We start from the raw sequence: 23,946 nt of genomic DNA, 5'->3' as shown, positions 1-23,946 counted from the left end.
GCTTCAGTCGAAGGTGATGACCATGCCGTCGTAGGCGGGCTCGACACCTGCCGGTAGCTCGCGGCGCAGCGCCTCATAATCGAGGTCGGTCGTCATGTGGGTGAGGATCGTACGCTTCGGTTTCAGCCGCTCGACCCAGGCCAGTGCCTGCTTGACGCTGAAGTGGCTCGGGTGCGCGGTGAAGCGCAGGGCATCCACGATCCACACGTCGAGGCCTTCGAGCATCGGCACCGACGCATCGGGAATCGCACTCACGTCCGGCGAATAAGCGAAGTTGCCGACACGGAAGGCGAGCGAGCCGATGTCGCCGTGCACCTGCTGGATCGGCAGCGCTTCGATCACACCCGAAGGCCCTTCGACGGCAATCGGTGCCCCCGGCACGATCGGGTGCGCGATGAGGATCGGCGGATAGCTCGACGCTGGGGGCTTCTCAAAACAATAGCCGAAGCGATCGACGAGGCTCTTCCGCGTGACGTCATCCGCCCAGACATGGATGCGCCGCTTCATGGCGTAGGACACCATGCGCAGATCGTCGATGCCGTGGGTGTGGTCGGCATGGTCGTGCGTATAGAGCACGCCGTCGAGGGCTTCGCAGCGCACGCTCAAGAGCTGCTCGCGCACGTCGGGAGAAGAATCGATCAACACCGTGGTGTGGCGCTGCTTGCCGATACGCTCGATCAGCGCGCTGCAGCGCCAGCGCCGGTTCTTGGGGTTGGATGGATCGCACGCACCCCAGTTAGCACCGATGCGCGGAACGCCGCCCGATGAGCCACAGCCGAGAATGGTCGCGCGGTAGCTCATGCGGCAGAAGTCACGCCCAATGCTGGTCGCGTGGCTTTGCGGAATAGGCGGAAGAAGTTGTCGGTGGTCGCCTGCGCGAACGCTTCCGGGGTGATGCCCTTGACCTTGGCAAGCGCGGCAGCCGTGTGCGCCACGAAAGCGGGCTCATTCGTCTTGCCGCGATGGGGCTCGGGGGCGAGGAAAGGCGCGTCCGTCTCCACGAGCATCTGATCCAGCGGCACGGCGCGGGCGATGTCGCGCAAGGCGTCGTTCTTTTTGAACGTCACGACGCCAGTGAACGAAACGAAGAGGCCGAGTTCCGCGGCCCGGCGCGCCAGCTCGGGCCCGCCCGTATAGCAGTGCAGGATCGCCGGGAACGCGCCTTTCGCGTGCTCGTCCTCGATGATCGCCAGCGTGTCCTGGTCGGCATCGCGCGTGTGGATTTCGAGCGGCAAGCCGGTGCGGCGCGCGGCCTCGATGTGGGCGCGGAAACCTTCCTCCTGGGCTTGCGGCGAAGCCTTCTTGTGGAAGTAGTCGAGACCTGCCTCGCCAATGGCAACCACCTTCGGGTGCTCGGAGAGGCGCACGATCTCGTCGGCAGTGATGCCGCGCTCACCTTCCTCGCCGGCGTTGTCGGGATGGGTGCCGACCGAGCAATAGATGTTGTCGTGCGCCTCGCAAATTTCGAGCAGCGAAGGGAGCTGGCGAATGCGGGTCGAGATCGTCACCATCGCTCCGACGCCCGCCGCCTTCGCGCGCGCCAGCAGCCCGTCGCGATCGGCGGCGAGCTGGGGGAAATCCAGATGGCAGTGGTGATCGACGAGCATCAGGCCTGGCCCTTCGGCTCCTTCTGCTTCTTGGGTTGTTTGTCCTTCTTCGGCTTGGGCTCGGGCTTGTCGCCGGCTTCGGCCTCTGGCGGAACGTAACGCGGGAACACACCGGACGGCTCGAGCAGCTCCGTGCCCGGCTTCAGGCGGCCCGCTTCGCCCAGCGCCTTGAATGTGTGTGCTTCCATCGGCTGGCCCAAGTACTGGAGCAGCTTGGTCGCAGCATGGGGCGTCACCGGCAGTGCCAGGATGGCAACCTGCCGCACGACCTCGGCCGTCACATAGAGGATCGTCTCCATGCGCTTGAAGTCGGTTTTCTTCTTGGCCCAGGGCTCCTCGGCTGCGAAGTAGCGGTTGGCATCGCCGACCACGGCCCATACAGCGTCGAGATACTTCGTCACCGCCTGCCGATCCATTGCCTCGCGCGTCTTGGCGTAGAGCGCGTCGGCCGCGGCGAGGATCGCCTTGTCGGCGTCGGTGAAGTCACCCGGATCTGGGACCTTCGCCTCGCAGTTCTTGTAGATCATCGACAGCGAGCGCTGGGCGAGATTGCCGATGTCATTGGCGAGGTCGGCGTTGATGCGGTTGGCGATCGCCTCGGGGCTGTAGTTGCCGTCTTGGCCGAAGTTGACCTCGCGCAGGAAGAAGTAGCGCACCTGCTCGACGCCGTAGGCGCGCACGAGGTCGAACGGATCGACGACGTTGCCGACCGACTTCGACATCTTCTCGCCCTTCGACAGCACGAAGCCGTGGCTAAAGACGCGCTTGGGCAGCTCGACGCCGGCCGACATCAGGAACGCCGGCCAATAGACGGCGTGGAAGCGCAGGATGTCCTTACCGATGACATGCACGTCGGCGGGCCAGTAGTGCCAGAGCGGGTCTTTCTCGTCGGGGAAGCCGACACCGGTAACGTAGTTGGTGAGCGCGTCGACCCAGACGTACATCACGTGGCGCGCGCCACTCCCGCCGTTACCACGGTCGTCGTCCGAATGCGGCACGGGAATGCCCCAATCGAGCGTGGTGCGCGAGATCGACAGATCCTCGAGCCCGCCGCGGACGAAGCTCGTCACCTCGTTGCGGCGCTCGGGCGGCAGGATGAAATCGGGGTTGGCGTCGTAGTGAGCGAGCAGCTTGTCCTGGTAGGCCGAAAGCCGGAAGAAGTAGGTCTCCTCCTCAGTCCACTCGACGGGCGTGCCTTGCGGTCCGCGGCGGACGCCATCCTCGCCGACAGTCGTCTCGCTCTCGTTGTAGAACGCCTCGTCGCGCACGGAGTACCAGCCAGCGTACGTCTTCAGGAAGATGTCGCCGTTCTTTTCCATGCGCCGCCAGATCTCCTCGACCGAGCGATAGTGGCGAGGCTCCGTGGTGCGGATGAAATCGTCATTCGACAGTTCGAGCACGCCGGCCATCTCGCGGAAGCGCTTGGCGTTGCGGTCGGCAAGCTCGCGCGGCGTCAGGCCTTCCTTGGCGGCCGTCTGCTTCATCTTCAAGCCGTGCTCGTCAGTGCCGGTGAGGAAGAAGACGTCCTTGCCGTCCAGGCGCTCGAAGCGCGCGATCGCGTCCGTGGCGATCGCCTCGTAGGCGTGGCCGATGTGCGGCTGGCCATTGGGATAGGAAATGGCCGTGGTGATGTAGAATTTCTGGCGCCCGCTCATGGACTTTTTGGTCCCTTGTCTCGAGATGCAGTTGTGAATGGAAACGGTGACCGGCCGAGCCGGTGCGTCCGCTTCACATTCGGGCGGGACACGGAAGGTCGGTGCTGGTCCGGCGCTGCGGGTGCATCTCTCAGTCGGGCCTTCGATCCTGTGCGGCGGCGCTCAATGCCGCGACGGTTTGAATGATAAGGCTTTTGCGGTCGAGGTTGAGCGCAAGCGTATCGGCCTTTTCGCGGGCTACTCTTTCCCACAGCGCAGCAAATGAGGCAAGTCGGCCCGTGCCGATCAGCTTGGCGGCCAAGCTCCGATCCTCGGGGCTTCCCTCCCCCGTCGCGGCGAGCCGTATCAGGTGCGCAAGGGTCGCCATAAGCAGCTCGAAGAATAGCTCGAATTTAGGCTGGGCGGCGGCGGGTTGTAGCTCGTCGGATAGGGCATGGACTGCTTTCCAGTCGACGCGTGGCAGCAAACCCAAGAGACGGTCGATCTGGGCCTGCAGCGCGAGGCCGCCGGTGCCGAACAAGCCCAGGAGGCGGGCGACGCTTCCCCCCGACAGCCGCTCGAGCGGCGCCCAGTCTGCGTCCGCTGGTGGGGGCATGTCTGCGGCACCTAAGGCCGCCGTTGCCGCGGCGCGCAGGTCTCCATCGGCCAGCGCCGGCATCGACAGCATACGACAGCGCGAGCGGATCGTCGGCACGAGGTCGCCAGGGGCCGGCGACACGAGCAGGAACACCGTGCGCTCCGGCGGCTCTTCGAGCGATTTCAGCAGCGCGTTGGCCGCGTTGACATTCAGCTCATTGGCATCGTCGACGATGACGACGCGCCATCCGTCACCCGCGGCGCGGTGGCCTAGAAACGTGCGCAGGCGGCGCACTTCATCGACGGGGATGCTGGAGGCAAACCGCTTGCCCTTGATGTCGTACGGGCGGCGAACGACAAGCAGTCCGGGATGCGACAGCGCCCGCACCTGGCGCGCGGCGATAGTTGCGTCATCGACTTTGAGGCTCTGCCCGGCGGGGTCTCGCTCGTGCGGCTGCGCAAGTGCGGCGCGCGCAAATCGATAAGCCAGCGTCGCCTTGCCGATGCCCTTCGGGCCGGCCAACAGCCATGCGTGATGCATGCGTCCGCTCGCCAGCGCTTCGGCGAGCGCGCGTTCGGCGTCGGTCTGACCGAAGAGGGCTCGCGTGTTGCGCGGATGGGGAAAATCGCCCAGCCGGTCGGCTTCGGGCAGCTCCTCGATCTCGGCGATGGCCGGTGCGCGCGCCATCAGCGGGCCGGTGCAAGCAAACGCGCTTCGACAGCACGCCAAACCGCAGCGAATACCGCGTCCGGCTCCTGCGTGGCGTCGATGAGCACGCAACGTTCGGGCTCCTGGGCGGCGATCTCGCGGAAGGCTTCGCGCAGCTTCCAGTGGAAGGCGAGATCACGCTTTTCGTAGGCGTCCGCCTCGGTGTCGGGATTGACCTTATCCACTCTGCGGCTGTGCGCGCGGCCAAGGCCCAACTCGGCTGGGATGTCGAGGATGAAGGTGAGGTCCGGAAACGTCGGGCTGACGACCATGTGGTTCAACACGTCGATGATTTCACCGGGAAGGCCGCCAGCCTCGCCCTGATAGACGCGCGTTGAATCGATGAAGCGGTCGCAGATGACCCACTGCCCTGCATTCAGAGCCGGGCGCACGGTGTTGTCGAGGTGATCCGCGCGAGCCGAATAGAACAGCAGTGCTTCCGACAGCGCGGAGTGCTGCGGCATGTTGGGATCGAGGATGACGGCGCGCAGGGCTTCGGCGAACGGGGAGCCACCCGGCTCGCGTGTGATCTCGGTGCTGATGCCGACGCGCGAGAGTTGGGCCGCGAGCAACCGCGCCTGGGTCGACTTGCCCGACCCCTCCCCGCCTTCAAACGTAATGAACCTGCCGAGCACTCTATGAAATCCCTAGCGGCCGAGCCGTTGGGCGTCGGTAACATGCCAACGGCGAGCGCGCTACAGCGGGACCCAGCTTAGCGCCAGATGCGCCAGGGAATCGAGACCGCGGCGCACGAGGCCGCCCGGCTCGACGTCCTGCGCGGCGTAGAGCGGCACCTCGTTGACCTGATTGGTCTGGCTGGTCACGCGCAGCGTGCCGACGCGGTCGCCCTTTTTCACCGGCGGCTTCAGCGGACCGTCGTAGATGATCTCAGCCTTGAGGCGGGGATTTTCCGGCACGCGCGGCAAGATAACCGAAATGGGGCCATCGCCCGTCAACGGAACGTAGAATTGCTCGCCGCCCCACACACGCGCACTGCCGACGGTTTCGCCGGCATCGAACAGCTTGAAGGGGGCAAAGCTGCGATACCCCCAATCGAGGAGCTTCTTGGCTTCGGAGGTGCGATCGGATTCGGTTGGAAGGCCCATGACCACGACGATCAGGCGCTTGCCGTTCTGCACCGCGGAGCCGACGAGATTGTAGCCAGACTCCTTGACGTAACCGGTCTTGAGGCCGTCGGCGCCGATGTCGAGCGGCAGCAACGGATTGCGGTTGTAGAACTTGTGCTTGCGATACTCGAACAGGCGCTGGGAGAAGATCGGATAGTACTCGGGGTATTCCTTGATCAGGTGATGCGCCAGCAGCGCGATCTCGCGCGCAGTCATCTGCTGGCCGGGATCATAAAGACCGCTGGGGTTGGCGAAGGTTGATTTGGTCAGGCCGAGACGGCGCGCCTCAGCCGTCATGCGCTCGGCGAATTTCGCCTCCGAGCCGCTGAGGCCTTCGGCGAGGCAGATTGCGGCGTCGTTGCCCGATTGAATGATGAGGCCCTTGATCAGGTCATCGATTGTCGCGTTGGTGTTGATCGGCACGAACATTGACGACGTGCGTGAGGGCGCGCCGCCCGTGCGCCAAGCGTGCTCGCTCATCGTAAATTCGTCGGTGAGCTTGAGCTTGCCCTCTTTGAGCGCCCGAAAGACGATCTCAGCGGTCATCAACTTCGACACAGACGCGGGCGCGAGAAGCTCGTCGGCGTTGTTCTGATAGAGGATGGCGCCAGTGTCGGCATCGAGAAGGACGGCCGCCTTCGCGCGCGTGTTGAAGCCCCCGCTCTGGGCGAAGGCCAATTGCGGCATAAGCGCGATGGCGAGCGCGACGAGAAGTGCAGCTGCCGCGGTGAGCGAACCGAGAGTGCTTCGATGGACGGAGGAGAGCATTGCGCCTTGGCACCTTGGGATGAAGCCGGACACCAACAGGGTAGATCGGACTATCAATTCAGTGCGCAGCCGATGTCAACGCTTGGAAGTCCCTCTTTCGCCAAGCGTTTCAGAGCTTGCGTCCGGTTCGAAGCCAGCAGCGGCGATTCGTGCCATGGCGGATGCGGCGCCAGCATCGTCATAGGGGCCGAGGCGCAAGCGAAAACCATCGGCTTCCGCCGCGCCGACAGGCTCGACGGCTGCGGGATCAGGTCCGGCCAGCATCCAGCGAAGCCGTTCGACCTCAGGTCGGGATCGAAACGTGCCGACGCGCAGATAGATCGCCGGTGGAGGGGATCCGAGCGCTGCCGGCGCGCTGGCCTTACCCGTCAGTCCGCGGCGATACTGGGCGACTGACCACGTAGGCTGCTGGCCTGGAGAGCGCAGCGATCCTGTCGATATGGCGGATGTTCCGGTTTGCACCGCAGCGTAGCGGTTGCCGGATTGAGATTGCGCAAGGAAACGGCGCTCGGCGCTGTCATCGCCGTTCAGCGGGGCGCGGCCGGCGTAGCGCACGCGTACGCGCGCCAGACCATGCTGATGGAAACCGAGCGTGCGGGCGGACTGATACGACAAGTCGATCAGCCGATCCTTGGCGTAGGGGCCGCGATCGTTGACGCGCACCAGGATGGTGCGGCCGTTCTGCAGGTTCGTAACATAGGCATAGGACGGCAGCGGCAGCGTCGGATGGCCCGCCGTCAGCGCGTACATATCGTAGACCTCGCCGTTGGCCGTGCGGCGTCCGTGAAATCCGGTGCCGTACCAGGAAGCGACGCCCGTGCGGTCGTAGTTCGGATCCTCGTGCGGGTGGTACCAGCGGCCGGCCACGCGGTAGGGGCGCCCAACCTTGTAGACACCACCACCTTTCGGGATGCGTCCACTGCTGGCCACGCGGGGGCTGGACGTGACGCCGAGGCTGCTGTCGAAGCCGCTTCCGCCCGAGCAGGCTGCGAGCAGCAACGGCAAAATTGGCAAGAATCCCAGCGCCAGGGCGCTCGGCCAGTTGCGCAGACGGAGGTTGCCAAAGGTTCTCTGAACGGCCCCGGGGGGCCGCTTCGATGCCGGATTTGCTTTTTGAACCAACATACGCAACTGATCCGCCGTTCAGGCACGCGCGGCCTGACGCCCCTAAGCGATGCACGCCGCGACGGGCGCCCGCATGGCGCGAGGATGGCAAATCACGTTTGAGTTTGGGTAAAAGCGAGGCCCAGCTTGAGCCGCGCGGCGGAGAGCTATAGGTTCCGCGCCTCGCGGGAGCGAAGATTGGAAGGGTGGCCGAGTGGTTTAAGGCAGCGGTCTTGAAAACCGCCGTGCGGGAAACCGTACCGTGGGTTCGAATCCCACCCCTTCCGCCAACGCACTGCTGCCCAGGAGTGCTCAGGGTAGCTCATCGTAGTCCAAACTGCTCGGTTCTACGCACACTTAGGCTGGAAATCACGTGTGCATGACTGCTCACGCGAGCTTGCCGAATCTCACTGCAGCGCACGAAAAAAGGGGGACGCAAAGGGGGACGGCGCACACGGCGTCGGCTGCAAAAGGGGGACGCGGGATGGCGAAGGCAAACCTGCTCACGGCCATGAGCGTGAAGCAAGCGCGCAAGCCTGGAGTCTACCGCGATGGGCAGGGCCTTCTGCTCCGCGTGTTCGAAGGCGGCGCCAAGCGCTGGGTCCTGCGGCTGACTGTGAATGGCCGCCGCCGCGACGTCGGGCTTGGATCCGCCGGGGATGTCTCCCTCGTCGAGGCACGCGATCGCGCAGCTGAGCTCCGGAAGGCCGCACGCGCCGGCAGGGATCCAGTAGCGGTGCAACGAGCCGCGCGCTCGACCGTGCCGACGTTCCGAGAGGCCGCGGAGCAGGAACACGAGCGGCGCTGCAAGTCCTGGCGCAACGGCAAACACCGCGACCAGTGGATCAACACGCTAAAGCAGCACGCCTTCCCTAAGATCGGCGATCTCCTGGTTTCGGACATTAACTCGGGCGACCTGCTCAACGTGTTGTCGCCGATCTGGCTGATCAAGGCGGAAACAGCGCGTCGCGTGCTCGGGCGTATTCGCGTCGTGCTGGAGCGGGCTCGAGTTGCAGGTCACCGTGACGGTATCAATCCCGCCGACGCGGTCCGCGCCGGCCTGCCTAAGCAACCGAAGCGGTCGAGCCACCATCCAGCAGTGCTCTACGCGGAGGTTCCTGGCTTGGTTCGACGCCTGCACGCCAGCAATGGGCGCGGAGAGGTTAGGCTGGCGCTTGAGTTCACGATCTTGACTGCCGCACGCACCAACGAAGTCCTGGGTGCGCGCTGGGACGAGATCGACATGCAGACCGCCACATGGACGATTCCCGCAGAGCGCATGAAGGCTGAGGAGCAGCACCGCGTGCCGCTCAGCGACCGGTGCCTCGAGATACTAAAGCTTGCACGCGCGCTGGCGCCAAGAAGCGAACTGGTGTTTCCGAGCCGCAAGTCACGCGGCGAACCGCTATCCAATATGGCCCTGCTCATGCACCTACGTCGCCTCGGCCGCGGTGAGACCGTGCATGGGTTCCGCAGTTCGTTCCGCGACTGGGCCGCGGAGGAGACTAACTTTCAGCCTCAGGTCTGCGAGGCCGCCCTCGCGCACCGAGTCGAGAACCCAGTCGAGGGCGCGTACAGACGTGGCGATCTATTCGCGAAGCGCAAAGAGCTGATGGCCGCGTGGGGCCAGTATGTTGCAGGGGCTTCGGCGCCGCAGCGCGAGCCTCATCATTACGACGAGCGGTTGTCTTCATTGCCGGTGCGCCCCTCGTGATCGCTATCCCGCAAGAGCAGCGCCAGCCGTGCATCTCGGGCTTCCGCCTCGCGCTCATGACGATCGAGCCAGTGCACCGCTGGGCGCGTTGACTTCCAGGACGGTGGGACTGGCACTGCGCGACGTTTGCGACTTGGCCTCATAGTGACCTCCATGCGTTGCATGTTCATGATGACGACCAGGACGTCAGCGCGACCTCCTGCTCAAAAAGAAGCCGGCGCTGGGGACAATCCCAACGCCGGCTAATCGGTGCTAGTAGATGCCTGTCGCTATGCAGACGTGAGCGACTTTCACCTGCCCTGCTTGCCGTGTGCGGGCGGGGGACTGTCCAGCGGCGGTGTTCGCTCACAGCGATATTAGGTCGCTCAAGCGCCGCGCATAGCTGGCTGCGGCACGGCCCCGACCAGTGCCATCTGCCGACGCGCCAGAGTCTCTCGGTACTCTCTGGCCTCAATGTCGCGAAAGAACGGGGCACTAGGTGCTAGCCGGCGGACGGCATCCTCCACTTCATCGAGCGAGGCGCGGAAGAATTCCTTGCGGAAGTTGCTCGCATTGATCCGGCGGTCATGAAACTCGGCATGCAGCGCGCGTTCCAGCGCTGGCGCCGCGTCGCTGTAGATGACCGCGTGCACGTCGAAGACGAATGGCACGCTGGCATCGCCCAACTCGTAGACACGATCCATCGGATCCAGGCGACGAGTCAGTCCGATCTTGACTACATCGCGACCGAATGATCCCACGTTGGATATGATATAAACGTAACCTGATGTTGTCCGCTCGGCCATCGCTTGGGCCCGCTCGACCCGGGCCTGGGCGGCGGCAAGCTTGTTCTCAAGAACCTCAATCTGGGCTCTGTATGCCTCCAGTTTGGGACCAACGACGCTCTCCGCTTCGGCACGAGCCTTTGTTAGGAGGTCGGAGTAATTCCTCTCGTTCTGCTCGGCATCCTCGAGATCGCGGAGAAGCCGCTGCTCCTCTCTGGCGAGGCGGGATTGCTCCGCTCGGTCCTCTTTTTCCTGTCTCAACTTTTCGCGGTACTCGTGCGTCAGGCGCAATTCGCGGAGCTTCGCAGCCAGGTAGTCGGACGAGATCATCACCTCGAGCGTGGCGTTGAGCTTGTCGATGCGGTCTTTCGCCGTGATGATCCGCTTCTCCATCGTCGCGGCGTTGTTCCATCGGACATTGGAGACGGCTGCATCGCACTCGCCGTTGAACGCCCGCAGCGTGAGCTTCGCGGCGCGATTCAGCATCGTCCGACCCTGCGCGGTGCTTCCGTTGACCGACCAACCCAACGGTGTCCGTACGGCCGTCTTATCATTGATCATCGATTTCTGACTGTCGCGAACGCTGAGGATCTGCGCTTTGTACTGCTCGCTATCCTGAAACTCGAAGTGAGGCGCGTAGAAGCCGGCGTCTGCTAGCTCCCTCCTCTCGTCGAAAATGGAAATCTCCTTGGCCACGGCGTCAAGATCGCTCGACTTTTGAGCTATTAGGCTATCGAGCGCGGCAACCTGGGATCGGTGCTGGGCTACCTGATCGGTCAGCGCGACAAGCTCGGCGCGTGCATTGCGTACTATTTCTGCGGCCAGCGCGTCGGCATCGACGACAGTGCGAAAGCGACCTTCGAGCGCAATACGCTGTCGGCGTTCACCCCACCACAGCAAGACAGCGGCCACGGTGGCGCTCCACGCCAAGGAGGCGGCAGCGATCAAGTAAAGTGCCTGCTCCTGAGATCCCACGTCAGCCCCTCCGTGTTACCGTGAAATTGAGCACTAGGCAGCGAGCGGTTCAAGTAGCACTGACCGGCGCGAACAGCTTAGGCACTGCTGTCTTGGCAACGAGCGTCGTCCTCATTCCTCGACGAGCCTAGACAGCTCAGGATCAACGAGCAAAAATGCTCCGTATAGTCATTAGGTGGATGTTACTCCGCGAATTGCCGAATTGATTGGGGGAGCAATGGGAACACTACGAGTGCTCATCGCCGTCGGCTTGCTGGTTCTTGTGGGGTTGCATTTGGCGCCCCCGCAGAACGCGGGTAGCGAGAATACGACTCACAATGCAGGCGCTACGCCTGCAGCAGCACCGGAGACTGTCGCGGCGATCCCAACCAAAGCGACTGTACGCGTCTCTGCCAACCAATTGTTCAATGCGTATGACGAGAACGAAGTTGCGACGGACGAGAAGCTTGCGGGAAAGCTGATCGTGATCAGCGGCAAGGTGCAGTCGGTCGACAAGAACGTGTGGGGGTCAATCTATGTCGGGTTGCGGACCCCAAACTAGTTTATGCCCGCCAATATGTTCGTCGAGTCATCGGAGAAAGCGAAGGTCGCCGGCCTTCGCCGGGGTCAGTCTGTCGAGTTCCAGTGCGAGAAGATGAGCCGTTGGGTGGGTTCACCCATGGGCGAAGGGTGCGTGCTGCTGAGTGGGAAATAGTGATATGCAGTCAATCGACGGCGACCTACCGCCTGAGGAGTTACTACCATGATGGGCAACAGAGGTGCGATCGGAGGCGATGAACACGATGCCTTTTCGCGTCGCGCTCGCCGCCTCCTCAAATGGCGTGCCGGGGAGCTGCGTAAGATCAAGCGCAAGTTCTCTAAGAGAACGCGGCGGCTGCGAAAACTGAGGCTTCGGCGCGAGGATGCCGGGGCCTAGAACTTGAAAGCCCTATCCCGGTTGCGAGCCGCTGCTCCTTGCTCCATCTGGACGCACCCTTGCAGGGTCAAGTAGCTACCTTTGCCGCCAAACCTAGCGACCTCATCGCAATACTCGCGAATGCGCGGCGAAAGCTCACTCCACTGGGTCTTCAGGGCGTCGTATGCCGACTGCTCCATGTCCATACAGCCGTCCCGCGTCAACTCCGAATATGAGCCGCCAAATCCGGCGACCTCATCGCAGTAAGAGCCAGGATCGTAGCGCGGAACTGCTTCGGCCGCATTCACTGGCTGCAGCAAAGGCGGCATCGTGGCTGCGCCCAAGGCCATAACGCTCCACGTGCTGAGGTGTCGTATCCACATGGGCGATCTCAGCTCTCTATCTCGATGATCTCTTTGCGGCCACGGGTAAAATAGGCCAGCAAGCCGAACACAACCGAGCCAACGGCCCAAACGACCATGACCATTATGATGCCGAGGCCGGCGCCAGCATTACAGCCGGACTGCTCGGCCTGAGAAGTGTACTGAGCGCAGTCAGTCGCGGACGCGCCTTTCAGCAGTGCCCAGACCATCAAGAGGTTCCAACCCCAAAAGATCAGCAAAAAGATCCACCCAAAGAACCCGCGCCGATAGCGCTCGATCATTTTCTTGGCCATGCTCCCCCCTTATGCAGATGCGGAGCACTTTGCCTCAGCTGCCGGCGTTGGCCAAGCCCAATGCCCGCCTCGGTTGACCTGGAACCGAGTTATCGCGGAGCTGTCGGGTGCAGCACATCGCGGGGGAGTGGGCCTAAACAACCGAACGCGACTCGGAGGAGAAGCGGTGTTTGACGACGACTTCGAATACGACGTGGCATTCAGCTTTGCAGCGGTTGATGAGGCTATAGCAACACAGCTCAACGACCTGCTATCTCCCAGGCTCAGGACCGACGTGCAGAACCTCGCCATGCTTGCCGAAAATCACGTAGACGCCGCGCTCGATCGGTGCGTCAATCGCCTTACGCGGGGGCGTAAACCGTATTCGTTGCGCGCTTAGCAGATCTTGGTACAGCGCCTGGACGCGCGGTTGCTCCTCTTTCACGGCGTTTCTCCATCGGGAACCGGCGGACGCTACCTGACCATCCCTGTTGTCTAGTTCGGTAACCGGTTGCCGAGCGGGCGCTTCCCCTAGATGTCGTAGAATTCGAAACACGCAGCGACTATCCGCAATCGCCACGAGTGTCCGCTCTCGGCGAGGTAGTCGTTGACACGGTTGCAAAAAGCTTCTGCTGCAGGGGCATTAGTTACGCCGGCGGTAGCGACCCTAATACCCAGTTGTTTGCCCACGAAGCGTCCTACTATTGTGAGGCGGGCAGAGTATTGGGGACTGCACGGGCCATCGCCGCCTCGACCATACTCAAACCCGCCGACGTCGAGAGGCCAGTCGTCATTTCCCTGACCAAGTGTGGCTTGGAAGACGGCAAACCCGCTTCTACCGCCGCGCCCACCTCGTCCATCGGCTTGCAGCCCCTCGCCACCCTGCCCGCCGACATATACGGAGCTGTCGCCCGTAACGACGGCATCGCCCCCGTCCCCGCCGGGGACAATTCCGCCCCTTCCGCCGGGGCCACCGATGGCTATGCTCTTGTCGCCCTGTACGCTTGCGTCACCACCGCCGCCACCCGGCTCGACAACTGACTCTCCAGCGTCTCCGCCGATCGCTTTACTATCATCTCCCTCGACAGTGGCGTCGCCGCCCTTACCCTTGCGATCCCGTTTAGCCATTGAAGTACACCGAAAGGTTCAGTCCGATGAGCAAATCCACAGTCTACGGAGTAACGGTTGAGGAGTGGAAAGCCGCTTACCAGCAAGGTATCGTTGAGTTCGCTGCCCTGAGATGGCTGCTGTATCGGGAAAGCGGCATCGTTCGTATCGCCTTCGGCCATAATGGGCCCCCGACAGACGAAGCGGGAAGTCGTGGCACGCCCGTCTTCACGCACGCATTGATTCTAACCGAGGAGGGCGCAGTCAACCTCGCAAACTCTATTCTCGCGGTCGTCGCGGATAAGAAGTAAGGCGTCAGCGTTTTACTGGCCCCTTTCCACCTTTTCCGCCGGTAGCGGTCGAACGGTTGCCGAGCACTTTCGCGTCACCGCCTCGTCCGCCGCTTCCTCCGACGCCTGCGTCACCTCCGGCGCCTCCCGATGCATGGCTGCGGTCGCCGGTAACGTCAGCTGCGCCGGCATCTCCACCGCGGATGCCGCCTACTTCGTGAGCTGCCGCATGTAGCGCCCAGACGATCAGACCGACCGCTAACACGATGAGACCGTATCTGGCCCACGTGGGTAGATCGACGCCTAGGGTCGGCAGCGCGAGTTCCAAGGTAAGCCAACCGAGGCCCGCTGCGAGTGCTCCCCAAAAAGCTGTGCGCAATGTTGACCTCCGCTGGCGTTCGGCGAGATCGCCGACGTGCTATTGTACATATTCAGTCGAGCGACGAAGAGGGCTGCCTCCAAGGCACTTGGCTACGCATTGCTGACTCAAATTTGACGATTGAAGCCTGTCACGCGTGTCTGGGCGGGGTTGATGGCCCGAATACAATAACGCAGCCAGCTAGTTCCTAGGCTCCCTGCAAGCGTGTTGGGTAGGAGCGGTTCCTCGCTGGCTACGCTGCAACGCGGCCGTGACACTCCATCAGAGGCTAATGGTAATGCTAATCGCCGAAGCGGGCAGCCCTAACACCGCAGCGAGGTCGGCTTTGCGCCGTTCAATCTCAAGCGTTGGGGACAGAGGGCGCTCCTGGGTCAACGCTTGCGTGTCAGGCTCGACCTCTCGACCATCCCAGCCAATTGGTTGATCGGTGACAAGAGTAGCGTGCGCGATCAAGCTACCTGCCGCCGCTGTCGTCCACTGCGGACGATGAATCTGGTCATCAACCGGCAAGTACAGGTAGCCCGTCTCTTTCCGCTTTGCCGCCAAAGCGTAGACCGTCTCCGCCATCTCGACGACCGTCGCGGAATCGATCTCGTAGATCGAAAGGCGGGTTGGAATATTAGGCCACTGGTCGAAGCTCGCGAAGAACACGACATCGACACGGTCGAGCAGGCCAAATTTGCCATGCCTATCCTTCGGTACGCTGAGCGTGCGATCGGCGGCGCTCTTGAACGCGGCGCGCAGGACCTTTCCGCCTCTCTTGATCGAGAATACGCGGCCAGCACCGGCATCCTCAATGATCTCGACGCCGGCTGAGGCAAGCAAGGCTAGCGCCTGGTTATGGAGCACCCGCTGCCGGTGCTTCATCACCTTCAGCTTCTCGCGCCGAGTAGCCCTCTCAGGCGGAAGGACTGTTCTGGGCAATCTGATCATTTGCGTCTCCTAACTGGCCGCTACTAGCTCTAACAGAGGCTAACAATAACCCGTGTTGTCATTGCAATCAACGCCTGTTCCTGCCAGTTAGCGCGCCAATAGGTTTGAGGTTAAGGGTAGCCTCTGCCAGCCCATTCCACGCCGATACCCGGGAAAAGCCATGGGGCGAGACGCCTGTCGTGCATCCATGGACGCAAGCCGTCCCGCTATGCGGGGCGGACGTCTGTTGGCGAGCACCTCGCGCCAACAGCTTCCCGAGCAGGAGCATGCTTTCACGGCTCGGACCGGGATGCTCTAACTCGCCAGATACTTTTGTGGTCCCCGAGAGGTTCGCTCGAGGCCGCAAAGATCGCCCCGGCGCGCATGCTTGAACGACTGACGTCTCTCGACTATCTGGGCGAGCAGTTTTGAAGGTCGCCCCGGGGCATGGAGATGTTGGCGACTTTGGCGGACACGCGCGCGTGTCATGGGGTCTAACGTCCGATTGACGCTCTCCACCGATTCCAGCGCTTGCGCTGAGCCCTGGCGATGGCTCGGCGGCCGACTTCTGTCTTCGGGCCGGTGCTCAAGCCACCGTGGTTCGGACAGCGCCCATTGGGGAGAGCTTTCCGAAGGCACGCGGTGCCGCGGCGCGTGCGGGCGCCGCAACAGTTCTTGAACATCATCGGAAAATCCCCTTGTCCAGTCGCAGGCCACTGGAGCTGTCGGGCCGCGCGTGAAGATAGCCGCTCGTCGTTGCGACGTTGGCGTGCCCCAGAGTGGTCTGCACCTCAGCAATAGTAGCACCGCGATCGAGTGCGTGACTGCCGTGGGCATGGCGAAGCCAGTGCGGTGACACGCCGGGGCTGACCCCTGCGCGCTTCGCAGCCCGTTTGATCATCGCGTGCACTGCTCGCTCCGTGAGAGCGCCGCCATGTCGTGCAGTGAACACCGCGTCGGTGGGACTGGAAGCTCCGCGCAGCTCGATGAGCGAACGACTGACGATTTCCGGTAGCAGCACTTGCCGCACCCGACCGCCCTTGCCAGTCACCGAGAGCTGCACGCCCTTATCGCGCGCAATGACGTCACGCCATCTGAGCGTGACGGCCTCCGACACACGAAGGCCGCCTGCATAAAGGGTCTCCACAAGAGCGCGATCCCGAGGTGACTTGCTCGCCGCTCTGATCAGCAGCTTCACATCGACCTCGGGGATGATGCGTTCGGCAAGTCGAGCGCTGGTCTGGTCGGGCCTGACCTTGATCGTCACGCCAGCGTTAAAAGGCGTGTACCCGAGCTTGTGGGCATAGCTGAGAAACGACTTCACCCTGAGAACGTACTGCCGGGCCGTCGAGTCCGATCGTCCCTCGGTTATCTTGATGAGCGCTTCCCGAACGTCTTCGACCGCCGCTTCTCGGAGGCCGACGGCGAGTGCTTCCAGGAAGCGCCGCGCCGTCGTCTCGAAGTTGCGGGCGCTGTGCGGAGAGCCGAGCGACTGCAACCAGGACTCCATGAGCGCGACGTCGCTCTTCGCGCGTGTGGCGACGAGTGCTGTCACGCGCGGCATCGTCATCACCGAATTCTCGTCCACGCTCCCCTCCAAAATTCGAGCATCTCTAGTGTTCTGATTATAATGGTAATCGGCACATTTATCGAGGACGTTGTTCGGCCGGGCTCGATTGCACGCGCCTCTCAGCTTTTCTCGCGATGACTTGCGCAGCGCCCGTGCGCGAGCGCCCTTCTATTGCACGGGTGTCCAGCTCTTGTAGGCGCGCCGCATCTCAGCTTGCGCAGCATCTTTTCCGCCAGACGCAGGGCCACATCCTCCTCCGTGCTCGCCTTCGGAAGTTGGCGGTGGCACTGCCGGTATGACCGGCTCATTTCCACGGTTTGCTGCCGGCATGCTTCTGCGTGCGTCGGCCGTTTCGGCCCCTTCATCGCTTCACCTTGAAGATGCCGCCGGCCACGCCGCCAAGAAGATGCTTGCGCTCGGCTGGGGTCGCCGCGGACAGCATTGTCGTCCAATCGGAGAGCGCGATTTCTGGCGCCCTCTTGGGATGCGGCAGTCGGAAGCCCGGATCGCTGCTCATCTGCGAGCGAAGCTTGGCGAGGTGGCGGCCGAAGTCCTTGAGCACCCAAGTTCCGCCGTCGTAGTCGTAAAGCGCGGCTTCCGCGCTGGGGAGTTTGGAAAGCGTATCAATGCGTGTACGTAGCGGTGTAGGCTTCTCGCTCATTGGTGCTGCCTCCATTTCATTTGCCGATGCTCAGCTCGCCGCGTGCAGCGGCGACGAGCAGGACGCGACGCTCAGTCGGTGTCGCTGCCGAGATTGTCTTCTTCCACTGATCCCCCGAGATGGCCGGCATCTTGCCGTCTTTGGCCGGAGGCAGGACTGTCAGGTTGAAGCCCGCATGAAGCGCTGCTTCGCGAAGCCGCGAGAGAACGACACCACCGGCATGAAGCCGGTAATTGTGATTCAGCGGCTCCCGGTCGTAGAGCTGCTGCTGTGATAGAGGGATCGTCTCAAGCGTCGAGACGCGCGCCGGGGGTACCCAGCGCGAATGCAGGTCGAATTTCACGGATGTTCCTTTCAGCTCGTGGGGATGTCGTTGCCGCCCGACATGGGTATCGTCCAAAGCGGCACTCCGCTCGGCTCAGGCTCGCCGGGTGACTTGTTGTCAAACTCGACCTTGCCGCCCGGCGTCTCGACGCGAAACTTCTTGGTGTTGATCAGCACCTCACCGTCCTTGACGGTGATGGACGTATCCCCGACGGACAGCTTGTATTGGCCGTCCTGGTCGTGGTTCTGCTTGTTCGAATTGGAGAACCCGCCCGGCGCACCCCAGCTCGAAACGCCGATGTTGCCCGAGGGCGAGATCATCATGATCTGCTCGCCGATCGAGGGCGGCGACCACTCCTTGATCTTGCCAGAGCGCGTCGACCAGCGAATCCAGGGAGTCTCGACGGGCGAGCCGTCCGGCTTCTTGGCGTAGATGGCCTTGATGCGGTAGTTCTTGTGGTCGACCTGAGAGACCTTGGCGAAGCGCACCACGTTGAAAAGGCGGCGCTGCGTGTCTTCTGTGTCCCGGATCGCATTGGCAATCTGGCGCTCGATCGCGCGGAAGCGCTCCTCCAGATGGCTCATGACTTGTCCTCATAGAATAGCTCGCTGAGCAGGTCGTCGAGGCGCAACAGATCCTCGAGGTCTAGCTCGTCGATGATCATTCGATCGACGTCCGTAAAATGCGCGTAGGCGCTCAGTCTGAGGTCTCGCCCACTGGGTGCTGAGATCGATTTCACGTGTTCGATTTCGGCGGACGTCGGTCTTCGAGCGATAAGCGCTTTGATGATGGAGCCGTCAGGCATGTGAACGGGGTGCCGGAGCTGCAGCTTAGACATGGCTACCTCTAGTTTCCGTCGCGGCCCATCGTGCTTCGAAGTGCACTACCGACAGCACTGCCGGCCGCTGCCCCGATAGCGCCGGCGTCGGCGTTCGTGACGGCATTGACGGTAACGTTGACGCTTGGCGGGGCCTGCTTGAAGATCACTTGCGGACCGTTGGCCTGCACGGTGATGCCTTTCGGGGAGGCTCCCTGGCCCTCTGAGGCCATCGAGCGAGCTTGCGCGTCACGGGCTCTGCCCTGCAGCACGGGTGGGATGCCAGCATCGCGATAGATCAGGCTCAGAGGCCGCAGGCCGCCAGGACCGACCTCATCAGCGGTCCTCGGCGCTCCATTGAGTCCAAGCAATCCTCGCGCCCTGTGCCACTGCTGGGCCATGTAGCCGTCGCGCGCACCGACGACGGCGGACTCCCACGCCTTCTCGGCGTTGCTCGCGCGAATGCCGCCAGCCCACTTGAAGAAGGCTTGCAGCGAGCGCGGCATCTCGGGCCAGATGATGTCGACCTTTAGCGGGTTCTTGAAGAGCGCAACAATGCGATCCCACTCGTTGAAGAGGAACGTCGCGCCTTCGATGGCGGCGCCCCAGAAGAGGGCGCTGCGCATGAACTTGAACGCTCGCGCGGCAAAGCCCGCGGCTACGCCTGCTCGCATAAGGCCACCGCTCATCCGGCCGAGTTCAACGGCAAGCCTCCCGAGACCGACGAACGCTCCGAACCCGAGTGCGACACCCAGCCGGGCCAATTGCAGAGGCAGCCGCACCAGCCAGGCGCCGAGCGCTGTAACTTCAGGCAAGAAGAACCCGAGCATGCGGATGGCCGCAACGCCGCCCAGGATTGCGCCGGCCCATTTTGTCACCGTAGGGTAGGCCTCGCGAAACCTGTTCAAGCTAGCCGTCATCCACACAGCAAAGTCGGCCATGTGATTGCTTACCGATATAACGGCCGGCGCGAGTGTGTCGCCGATTGCGCGCCCGATCAGCCAGAACGATTTGGCCAGCTTATTCCATCCGCCGGGCAGTCCCTTGAAGCGTTCAAGGTCGGCGGCCTCTAATGCGCCGGCGGAGTCCTTGAGTTCCCGGAGATAGCGGACAAATCGGTCGGGCTCGATGCCGGCGAGCATCTGCCAGAACTGGCCAGCGAGGACGTTCTTGCCGCTGAACAGCTCTTTGAGCCGCTTTGCGCCCTTCTCGGTCTGAGCCATCGCGTGGAGCGTCTGCTGCGACTTCTGGATGTCGAACGCGCCATCCGTGAAGAACTGGCTCGGCTTGAGGTTCGCGGCGCGCAGGCGCTTCTTGAAGCTCTCATCGGGAGCGTTGAATAGGCGTAGGCCGTACTTGGCCATGCCGCCGATCTGTGAGTCTTCGAGGGCCGGGGCTTCGTTTTTGATCAAACCGATCGCCGTGAGCATCTCGGCCATGTCAAACTTGTAGAGACCCTTATAGGCGGCGACGTTCTTGTAGGCCTCAATCGAGCCACCGGCTGTCGCCGCACCGAGCTTCTGCTGCATCGTAAGCATGTCAGAGAGCCGGTTGATGTCTGCGAGAGTGGCACCAGACTTCACGATCGCGGCTACAGACTCAGCAAATGCCGAAACGGTCATTCCCCCAGTGTCCACGTTCTTCAGCTTCGACGCAGCAATACTGACGTTTGCAGCTTGCGCCGCATCGCCCATGATTTGAGCGGCGTCGCCCGCAGCTCCCATCAACTCCGCGTACGCATCCCCCGATGCGAGCATCCGCCGCTCCAGTGTGGAGCGGATCGACATCATCTGCTCGGGCGTCACGGCGTCGACCAACGCGCGAAATTTGTTCTCCGCCTTGGCCGCGTCGAGCGCGGCAGTGAACGAGGCAGGAATCGTGAACCACGAGGCTAGACCGCCCCCGCCGCCGCTTCCCAGCATTCGGCCGGCGGCAGCGCCACTGGCGAAACCTGGCCCCCTCGCCTTTCCTGCCAGCGTGAGGGCCCGTATGTAGCGGTTCACGTGGACGGCTGCGTCGATTGCCGCCGCGCCGGCGCGCTTGAAGGATGTAACGACACCAGCAGAGCCAGACTGCATCTGCCGCGAGGCAGCGGTCACCTGCTGGGCGGTCTGCTTCCACGTACTGGCGACCCTGCGGGCCGGGCCCGTCATACGGTCGATCAGGTTCAAGACGATTGAGACGTTCATGTGGGGAACTCCAGACGCGCAAGCTCGCGCCCGCGCCTCGTGGCGCGCGCGGTGAGGACAAAGATGATTGGGGACCTACACCCGCCGCTGCCGGTGAACTCCAGGTGGAAGACCGGCAGCGGCGGGCTATGCGCGGGCGCCTGCAGCGCTCGCGTGTTCGGTAGTGGGGCGTGCTTGTGTTCGCGGCGCAGGTGTGGCGTAGCGATTCACAGCCGCTCCGCTTTTTTGTGCGCGGTCATCGAAGATCGCCACGTCGCACGTCGGGCGGTTCTGACGACAAGCAGCTCTCGGGCGAACCGATGGTTAGGCGTGTCCGGCATCAGGTAGCTTTTCGGGAAACCTCTCCCACAGATAACGAGCCGCGCTGCGCGCGTCCCTCTGCCGGTTGGCGTCCCAATTCTTGTACCGGTGTCGCTGTCGCCGCTGCCGCTCCATTTCTCGCGCTAGGAGCGTGGAACCGGGTGCGAAGTCGTGCCGCCACCACCCCGACGGCAAGCGTTTCCGCCCAGCTGAGAGCGATGCCACGTGCGAACTGATGTGAAGGCGCTTGTTGATGGTGGTCATGATCCTATTCCATGACTTCATCTTGGCTCCGGCTATACAGCCGCGGCGAGCCGCAGTCGCTGCCGTACGCGTCACCCGCGATCCGGGCAGCCACGAGCTTCAGCGAGTTGATCCAGCGGCCACCGGCAGTGCTGGCTGCGATAACTTCCATAATCCATGCTGCTGCTTCGTGTGCGTCCAGATTCCCGTTACTGCGAATGCAGAAGCCCAGAGCAGCCAGATGGCGGATCGTCCACAAACCGGCGGGCGTCAGTATCGCGCGGTGAACTCTGCCGGCCGCAGCCTCTTTGACCCTTTGTTTTAGCTGAACATTGGGGATCGCGGCTTCGATGTAGTCACCCGGGTCGTCAGCATCGAACCGAGCGTGGACATCATCGAACCGAGCGTAGAGGTCATCTAGGAGACGCGATTGCTCATCGCTCATCCCCCCGAGTAAGTGCTCATCACTGAACGCAAGACCGTAAAAATCGACGTCACGCACTGCGGCACTGTCCGCAGTGTAATTTTGTATTTCTCTTTCAGCTTCCCCTTCCTCGGCTGAGGAAGGGGGTGCCTTATCTTCAGCTGTGGTGCCTGGCTTCCAGTTAGTTTGTGTAGGGCGGTTTTTGGCCGACCGGTTTTTGGCCAACCGGTTTTTGGCCAATGTGCGACTTAACTCTTGGAATTTATTGGCGAATACGTCGGCGCCAGCTCGACCCACAAGAAGGAACTTGTGGGGTCCCTGCCGCAGTTCGATCAAGCGCGTCTCCGCAGCCTGATAGGCGAGTTTATGCGCGACCTTCCGGTTGGCGATCCCGATGCGGGGGCCAACATCCTGAGGCTGCTCCGCATTAGGACTGAGAAGGGTAGCGATGATGAACGCGAACACCTTGGACGGCAGCTCGAGAGCCCATACCGGCACCCGCACCTCGCTGCGGCCCTTCGGCAGAGGGTCTTCGACTGCAAAGCCGTTCTTGTAAGCCTGCCGACGGTTGCTGCGGAGCGGCTTAGCGCGTCGTTCGAGTTGAAGCAGCTTTTCGACCTCCCAGGTCGAGAAGCCGAACCTGCTCAACGCAGTCTGCATGCACGTCTCGTTGAGGGCGTAGCCGTCGGGATAGCCGCAATTCTCGAAGTGCTGCTTGACGAATGCCCACTTCGCCAAAAAAGCGCGAGCCTTCGAGCTTTCTGCTGACTTGTGTTTGGCCGTTGATCTGGTGTCGATCTTGGCTGCTGCGAAAACGCGGCCCAGTACCTCGGTCGCCACGCCGACCCATTGCTCGGCTTGCGCTCGGGCAGGCCTGTTCGTTGATGCGGCATTGCCGGTCGGCGTGCGGTGAATGTCTTCAAATAGGGGGCGCTTCTCGCCATGAATATTCATTTGCGCGAGCCATCCTCTAGCGTCATCGGCCGGTTGCCATGCGTGGTCCCGGCCAGTCTGTTTTCGTGATGTGCGTCGCCGCCACAAGCCAGGGTGTTCGCCAATCCACCAACACTTGCGAGCGCGGGCAGCGTGAGCACTCCTGAGCGCACGCTGCGCGAGGGGCTGTGGGTTAAGTTAGGTCTCTCAGCGCGATGAGCATGCCCCACGCACTCCGATCCTTGCTGTCACCCGACCCGATTCGCATTCTTCGGACGGACGGGAGCTACAAAGAGATCGGCGAGATCATCAGCGCTCAGAAAGGTCTGTGAGCCGAGCCGATAGCTCCTCACGGGAAGTAGTGTTGCCTTGTAGGGGCTAATGCCAAGGCTGCGTGCGGCCGACTTGATCGAGACAAGCCTCGGTAGTTCGAGAACAACGGTATCGTGCATCACGATGCTCCAAACGGTTTCGCGCCCGATGCGAATGCAGCGAGCGTTGATGATCTCGGTGATGAAGGGATAGATATGACAAAGCCGCCCACAGAGGCGGCTTAGGCGCAATTCAAGCGATATTGACTTGCTAGGTGATTTGGCCGGCCGCAGTCAAGCGCTAAAAATGCAAAATTCGCGACATTTGATGTCTGCGGGCGCAACTCAACCGATACCGATTTGGCTACGTGATTTGTCGATTTGGCGTCAAGCAAAAAAATGGAAATCGACCCCTTTCATCAAGGTGGCACCTGCGTGCCATGCAGCTTGGGGTGACTGCGCCCGCAACCGCACTGCTCGAAGCCCAGTTCGTAGACGTCCAGGTCGATCGTTTGCTTCAACCACAGCGACACCAGTCCACGATGGCACCACTCGGGCTTGTCGGGCGCCTCGTAGCACACCAGTACGGGCACCTTTCCATCGGCGATGTCCACGAGCTCGCGAACGACGCGCTCGGGGTCGAGGCGGTCGAGCATCTCTGCCTGAAAGCGCTTCTGGTACTCCTGCGGCGACACGCTGTTGAACCAGGACCCCGGCGCGAGCTTCATATACCTGCGATAACCCGCCGGCATGCCACGTGGCGTGCCGCGCGAGATGCCGACGCGCAGATGATCGGCAGGCAACTCCGTGAACCAACTCGAAGTGAAAATTCGGGGCTTACCGACCATCACGGGCGACCTGTGTGTTGCGTTGGGGGCGCAGCCTAAGCTGGCGAAGTAGACTATAAATCGCCGTGGAGCGCCGTGCGCTCCGAGC

At 62.5% G+C, this 23,946-nt stretch carries 25 protein-coding genes and 1 tRNA gene; 6 read left to right on the top strand and 20 right to left on the bottom strand.

What is annotated here, in order from left to right; all coding sequences use genetic code 11:
- Positions 1-3: 3 nt before the first annotated feature.
- The 7 genes from ACP15D_RS01920 to ACP15D_RS01890 all read right to left on the bottom strand — a co-directional run bounded on the left by ACP15D_RS01920 (position 4) and on the right by ACP15D_RS01890 (position 7,456).
- Complete coding sequence (locus ACP15D_RS01920; protein WP_424955883.1) at positions 4-801, bottom strand: MBL fold metallo-hydrolase; 798 nt, start codon at positions 799-801, stop codon at positions 4-6.
- Positions 798-1,607, bottom strand: coding sequence for a TatD family hydrolase (locus ACP15D_RS01915; RefSeq protein WP_424955882.1), 810 nt, complete (start codon positions 1,605-1,607; stop codon positions 798-800). Before ACP15D_RS01915 ends, ACP15D_RS01920 begins: the two co-directional genes overlap by 4 nt.
- Positions 1,607-3,262: a methionine--tRNA ligase gene (gene metG, locus ACP15D_RS01910; protein ID WP_424955881.1), complete on the bottom strand. Its 1,656-nt coding sequence runs from the start codon at positions 3,260-3,262 to the stop codon at positions 1,607-1,609. The genes ACP15D_RS01915 and metG overlap by 1 nt, the downstream gene beginning before the upstream one ends.
- A gap of 130 nt (positions 3,263-3,392) precedes the next feature.
- Complete coding sequence (locus tag ACP15D_RS01905) at positions 3,393-4,526, bottom strand: DNA polymerase III subunit delta' (RefSeq protein ID WP_424955880.1); 1,134 nt, start codon at positions 4,524-4,526, stop codon at positions 3,393-3,395.
- Complete coding sequence (gene tmk / locus ACP15D_RS01900; protein WP_424955879.1) at positions 4,526-5,182, bottom strand: dTMP kinase; 657 nt, start codon at positions 5,180-5,182, stop codon at positions 4,526-4,528. Before tmk ends, ACP15D_RS01905 begins: the two co-directional genes overlap by 1 nt.
- 60 nt (positions 5,183-5,242) lie before the next feature.
- Positions 5,243-6,442, bottom strand: coding sequence for a D-alanyl-D-alanine carboxypeptidase family protein (locus tag ACP15D_RS01895; protein ID WP_424955878.1), 1,200 nt, complete (start codon positions 6,440-6,442; stop codon positions 5,243-5,245).
- A 75-nt stretch (positions 6,443-6,517) separates the two neighbouring features.
- Complete coding sequence (locus tag ACP15D_RS01890) at positions 6,518-7,456, bottom strand: septal ring lytic transglycosylase RlpA family protein (protein WP_424955877.1); 939 nt, start codon at positions 7,454-7,456, stop codon at positions 6,518-6,520.
- 290 nt (positions 7,457-7,746) lie between these two features.
- On the opposite strand from ACP15D_RS01890, the gene ACP15D_RS01885 reads away from it, so the two are divergent.
- Positions 7,747-7,836 (top strand) — tRNA-Ser (locus tag ACP15D_RS01885).
- Between the two features lie 194 nt (positions 7,837-8,030).
- Entirely contained in the window at positions 8,031-9,260 is a 1,230-nt protein-coding gene (locus ACP15D_RS01880) for a tyrosine-type recombinase/integrase (RefSeq protein ID WP_424955875.1), read from the top strand.
- 365 nt (positions 9,261-9,625) lie between these two features.
- Here the strand turns inward: ACP15D_RS01880 and ACP15D_RS01875 are convergent, their stop codons facing one another.
- On the bottom strand, positions 9,626-10,936 hold the full coding sequence (locus tag ACP15D_RS01875; protein ID WP_424955874.1) for a DUF4041 domain-containing protein: 1,311 nt from the start codon (positions 10,934-10,936) through the stop codon (positions 9,626-9,628).
- Positions 10,937-11,216: 280 nt separating this feature from the next.
- On the opposite strand from ACP15D_RS01875, the gene ACP15D_RS01870 reads away from it, so the two are divergent.
- The gene (locus ACP15D_RS01870) at positions 11,217-11,540 is read left to right on the top strand and encodes an OB-fold protein (protein ID WP_424955873.1); all 324 of its coding nucleotides are present in this window, start codon (positions 11,217-11,219) and stop codon (positions 11,538-11,540) included.
- 371 nt (positions 11,541-11,911) lie between these two features.
- On the opposite strand, the gene ACP15D_RS01865 is transcribed toward ACP15D_RS01870, so the two are convergent.
- Complete coding sequence (locus ACP15D_RS01865; RefSeq protein WP_424955872.1) at positions 11,912-12,238, bottom strand: hypothetical protein; 327 nt, start codon at positions 12,236-12,238, stop codon at positions 11,912-11,914.
- 47 nt (positions 12,239-12,285) lie between these two features.
- The gene (locus ACP15D_RS01860) at positions 12,286-12,570 is read right to left on the bottom strand and encodes a hypothetical protein (RefSeq protein WP_424955871.1); all 285 of its coding nucleotides are present in this window, start codon (positions 12,568-12,570) and stop codon (positions 12,286-12,288) included.
- 166 nt (positions 12,571-12,736) lie between these two features.
- Between ACP15D_RS01860 and ACP15D_RS01855 the strand changes: the two genes are divergently transcribed.
- From ACP15D_RS01855 to ACP15D_RS01845, 3 genes are all read left to right on the top strand, one after another.
- Positions 12,737-12,949: a hypothetical protein gene (locus ACP15D_RS01855; RefSeq protein WP_424955870.1), complete on the top strand. Its 213-nt coding sequence runs from the start codon at positions 12,737-12,739 to the stop codon at positions 12,947-12,949.
- Between the two features lie 323 nt (positions 12,950-13,272).
- Positions 13,273-13,590 carry a hypothetical protein gene (locus ACP15D_RS01850; RefSeq protein WP_424955869.1) on the top strand — a complete coding sequence of 106 codons (318 nt, stop codon included), beginning with the start codon at positions 13,273-13,275 and terminating at the stop codon, positions 13,588-13,590.
- Positions 13,591-13,703: 113 nt separating this feature from the next.
- Positions 13,704-13,967, top strand: coding sequence for a hypothetical protein (locus tag ACP15D_RS01845; RefSeq protein ID WP_424955868.1), 264 nt, complete (start codon positions 13,704-13,706; stop codon positions 13,965-13,967).
- 619 nt (positions 13,968-14,586) lie between these two features.
- Here ACP15D_RS01845 and ACP15D_RS01840 read toward each other — a convergent pair.
- The 10 genes from ACP15D_RS01840 to ACP15D_RS01795 all read right to left on the bottom strand — a co-directional run bounded on the left by ACP15D_RS01840 (position 14,587) and on the right by ACP15D_RS01795 (position 23,858).
- A complete protein-coding gene (locus ACP15D_RS01840) occupies positions 14,587-15,192 on the bottom strand; it encodes a hypothetical protein (RefSeq protein WP_424955867.1) in 606 nt (201 codons plus the stop codon).
- Between the two features lie 539 nt (positions 15,193-15,731).
- On the bottom strand, positions 15,732-15,920 hold the full coding sequence (locus tag ACP15D_RS01835) for an HGGxSTG domain-containing protein (protein WP_424959156.1): 189 nt from the start codon (positions 15,918-15,920) through the stop codon (positions 15,732-15,734).
- Positions 15,920-16,825 carry a tyrosine-type recombinase/integrase gene (locus ACP15D_RS01830; RefSeq protein WP_424955866.1) on the bottom strand — a complete coding sequence of 302 codons (906 nt, stop codon included), beginning with the start codon at positions 16,823-16,825 and terminating at the stop codon, positions 15,920-15,922. The genes ACP15D_RS01835 and ACP15D_RS01830 overlap by 1 nt, the downstream gene beginning before the upstream one ends.
- Before the next feature lie 343 nt (positions 16,826-17,168).
- Entirely contained in the window at positions 17,169-17,468 is a 300-nt protein-coding gene (locus ACP15D_RS01825; protein WP_424955865.1) for a hypothetical protein, read from the bottom strand.
- Positions 17,469-17,484: 16 nt separating this feature from the next.
- Positions 17,485-17,811, bottom strand: a complete 327-nt coding sequence (locus tag ACP15D_RS01820; protein ID WP_424955864.1) for a hypothetical protein — start codon at positions 17,809-17,811, stop codon at positions 17,485-17,487.
- Between the two features lie 11 nt (positions 17,812-17,822).
- Positions 17,823-18,377 (bottom strand): hypothetical protein, encoded by a 555-nt coding sequence (locus tag ACP15D_RS01815; RefSeq protein ID WP_424955863.1) that lies wholly within the window; start codon positions 18,375-18,377, stop codon positions 17,823-17,825.
- The gene (locus tag ACP15D_RS01810) at positions 18,374-18,631 is read right to left on the bottom strand and encodes a hypothetical protein (RefSeq protein WP_424955862.1); all 258 of its coding nucleotides are present in this window, start codon (positions 18,629-18,631) and stop codon (positions 18,374-18,376) included. Before ACP15D_RS01810 ends, ACP15D_RS01815 begins: the two co-directional genes overlap by 4 nt.
- Positions 18,632-18,639: 8 nt before the next feature.
- Positions 18,640-20,799, bottom strand: coding sequence for a hypothetical protein (locus ACP15D_RS01805; RefSeq protein ID WP_424955861.1), 2,160 nt, complete (start codon positions 20,797-20,799; stop codon positions 18,640-18,642).
- 568 nt (positions 20,800-21,367) lie between these two features.
- Positions 21,368-22,720 (bottom strand): hypothetical protein, encoded by a 1,353-nt coding sequence (locus ACP15D_RS01800; RefSeq protein WP_424955860.1) that lies wholly within the window; start codon positions 22,718-22,720, stop codon positions 21,368-21,370.
- Between the two features lie 709 nt (positions 22,721-23,429).
- The gene (locus ACP15D_RS01795; RefSeq protein WP_424955859.1) at positions 23,430-23,858 is read right to left on the bottom strand and encodes a hypothetical protein; all 429 of its coding nucleotides are present in this window, start codon (positions 23,856-23,858) and stop codon (positions 23,430-23,432) included.
- Positions 23,859-23,946 lie beyond the last annotated feature (88 nt).

This window comes from Hyphomicrobium sp. 1Nfss2.1 (assembly GCF_965243865.1).
In the GTDB taxonomy this organism is placed as follows: domain Bacteria; phylum Pseudomonadota; class Alphaproteobacteria; order Rhizobiales; family Hyphomicrobiaceae; genus Hyphomicrobium_A.
Note: the sequence above shows the minus strand (reverse complement) of the source record. Positions and strands in the feature narration are given on the sequence as shown.

Coding starts and splice junctions, on each gene's coding strand:
- ACP15D_RS01920 (WP_424955883.1), bottom strand. CDS start 801: ATGAGCTACCGCGCGACCATTCTCGGCTGTGGCTCATCGGGCGGCGTT.
- ACP15D_RS01915 (WP_424955882.1), bottom strand. CDS start 1,607: ATGCTCGTCGATCACCACTGCCATCTGGATTTCCCCCAGCTCGCCGCC.
- metG (WP_424955881.1), bottom strand. CDS start 3,262: ATGAGCGGGCGCCAGAAATTCTACATCACCACGGCCATTTCCTATCCC.
- ACP15D_RS01905 (WP_424955880.1), bottom strand. CDS start 4,526: ATGGCGCGCGCACCGGCCATCGCCGAGATCGAGGAGCTGCCCGAAGCC.
- ACP15D_RS01895 (WP_424955878.1), bottom strand. CDS start 6,442: ATGCTCTCCTCCGTCCATCGAAGCACTCTCGGTTCGCTCACCGCGGCA.
- ACP15D_RS01880 (WP_424955875.1), top strand. CDS start 8,031: ATGGCGAAGGCAAACCTGCTCACGGCCATGAGCGTGAAGCAAGCGCGC.
- ACP15D_RS01870 (WP_424955873.1), top strand. CDS start 11,217: ATGGGAACACTACGAGTGCTCATCGCCGTCGGCTTGCTGGTTCTTGTG.
- ACP15D_RS01860 (WP_424955871.1), bottom strand. CDS start 12,570: ATGGCCAAGAAAATGATCGAGCGCTATCGGCGCGGGTTCTTTGGGTGG.
- ACP15D_RS01845 (WP_424955868.1), top strand. CDS start 13,704: ATGAGCAAATCCACAGTCTACGGAGTAACGGTTGAGGAGTGGAAAGCC.
- ACP15D_RS01840 (WP_424955867.1), bottom strand. CDS start 15,192: ATGAAGCACCGGCAGCGGGTGCTCCATAACCAGGCGCTAGCCTTGCTT.
- ACP15D_RS01835 (WP_424959156.1), bottom strand. CDS start 15,920: ATGTTCAAGAACTGTTGCGGCGCCCGCACGCGCCGCGGCACCGCGTGC.
- ACP15D_RS01825 (WP_424955865.1), bottom strand. CDS start 17,468: ATGAGCGAGAAGCCTACACCGCTACGTACACGCATTGATACGCTTTCC.
- ACP15D_RS01815 (WP_424955863.1), bottom strand. CDS start 18,377: ATGAGCCATCTGGAGGAGCGCTTCCGCGCGATCGAGCGCCAGATTGCC.
- ACP15D_RS01810 (WP_424955862.1), bottom strand. CDS start 18,631: ATGTCTAAGCTGCAGCTCCGGCACCCCGTTCACATGCCTGACGGCTCC.
- ACP15D_RS01805 (WP_424955861.1), bottom strand. CDS start 20,799: ATGAACGTCTCAATCGTCTTGAACCTGATCGACCGTATGACGGGCCCG.
- ACP15D_RS01800 (WP_424955860.1), bottom strand. CDS start 22,720: ATGAATATTCATGGCGAGAAGCGCCCCCTATTTGAAGACATTCACCGC.
- ACP15D_RS01795 (WP_424955859.1), bottom strand. CDS start 23,858: ATGGTCGGTAAGCCCCGAATTTTCACTTCGAGTTGGTTCACGGAGTTG.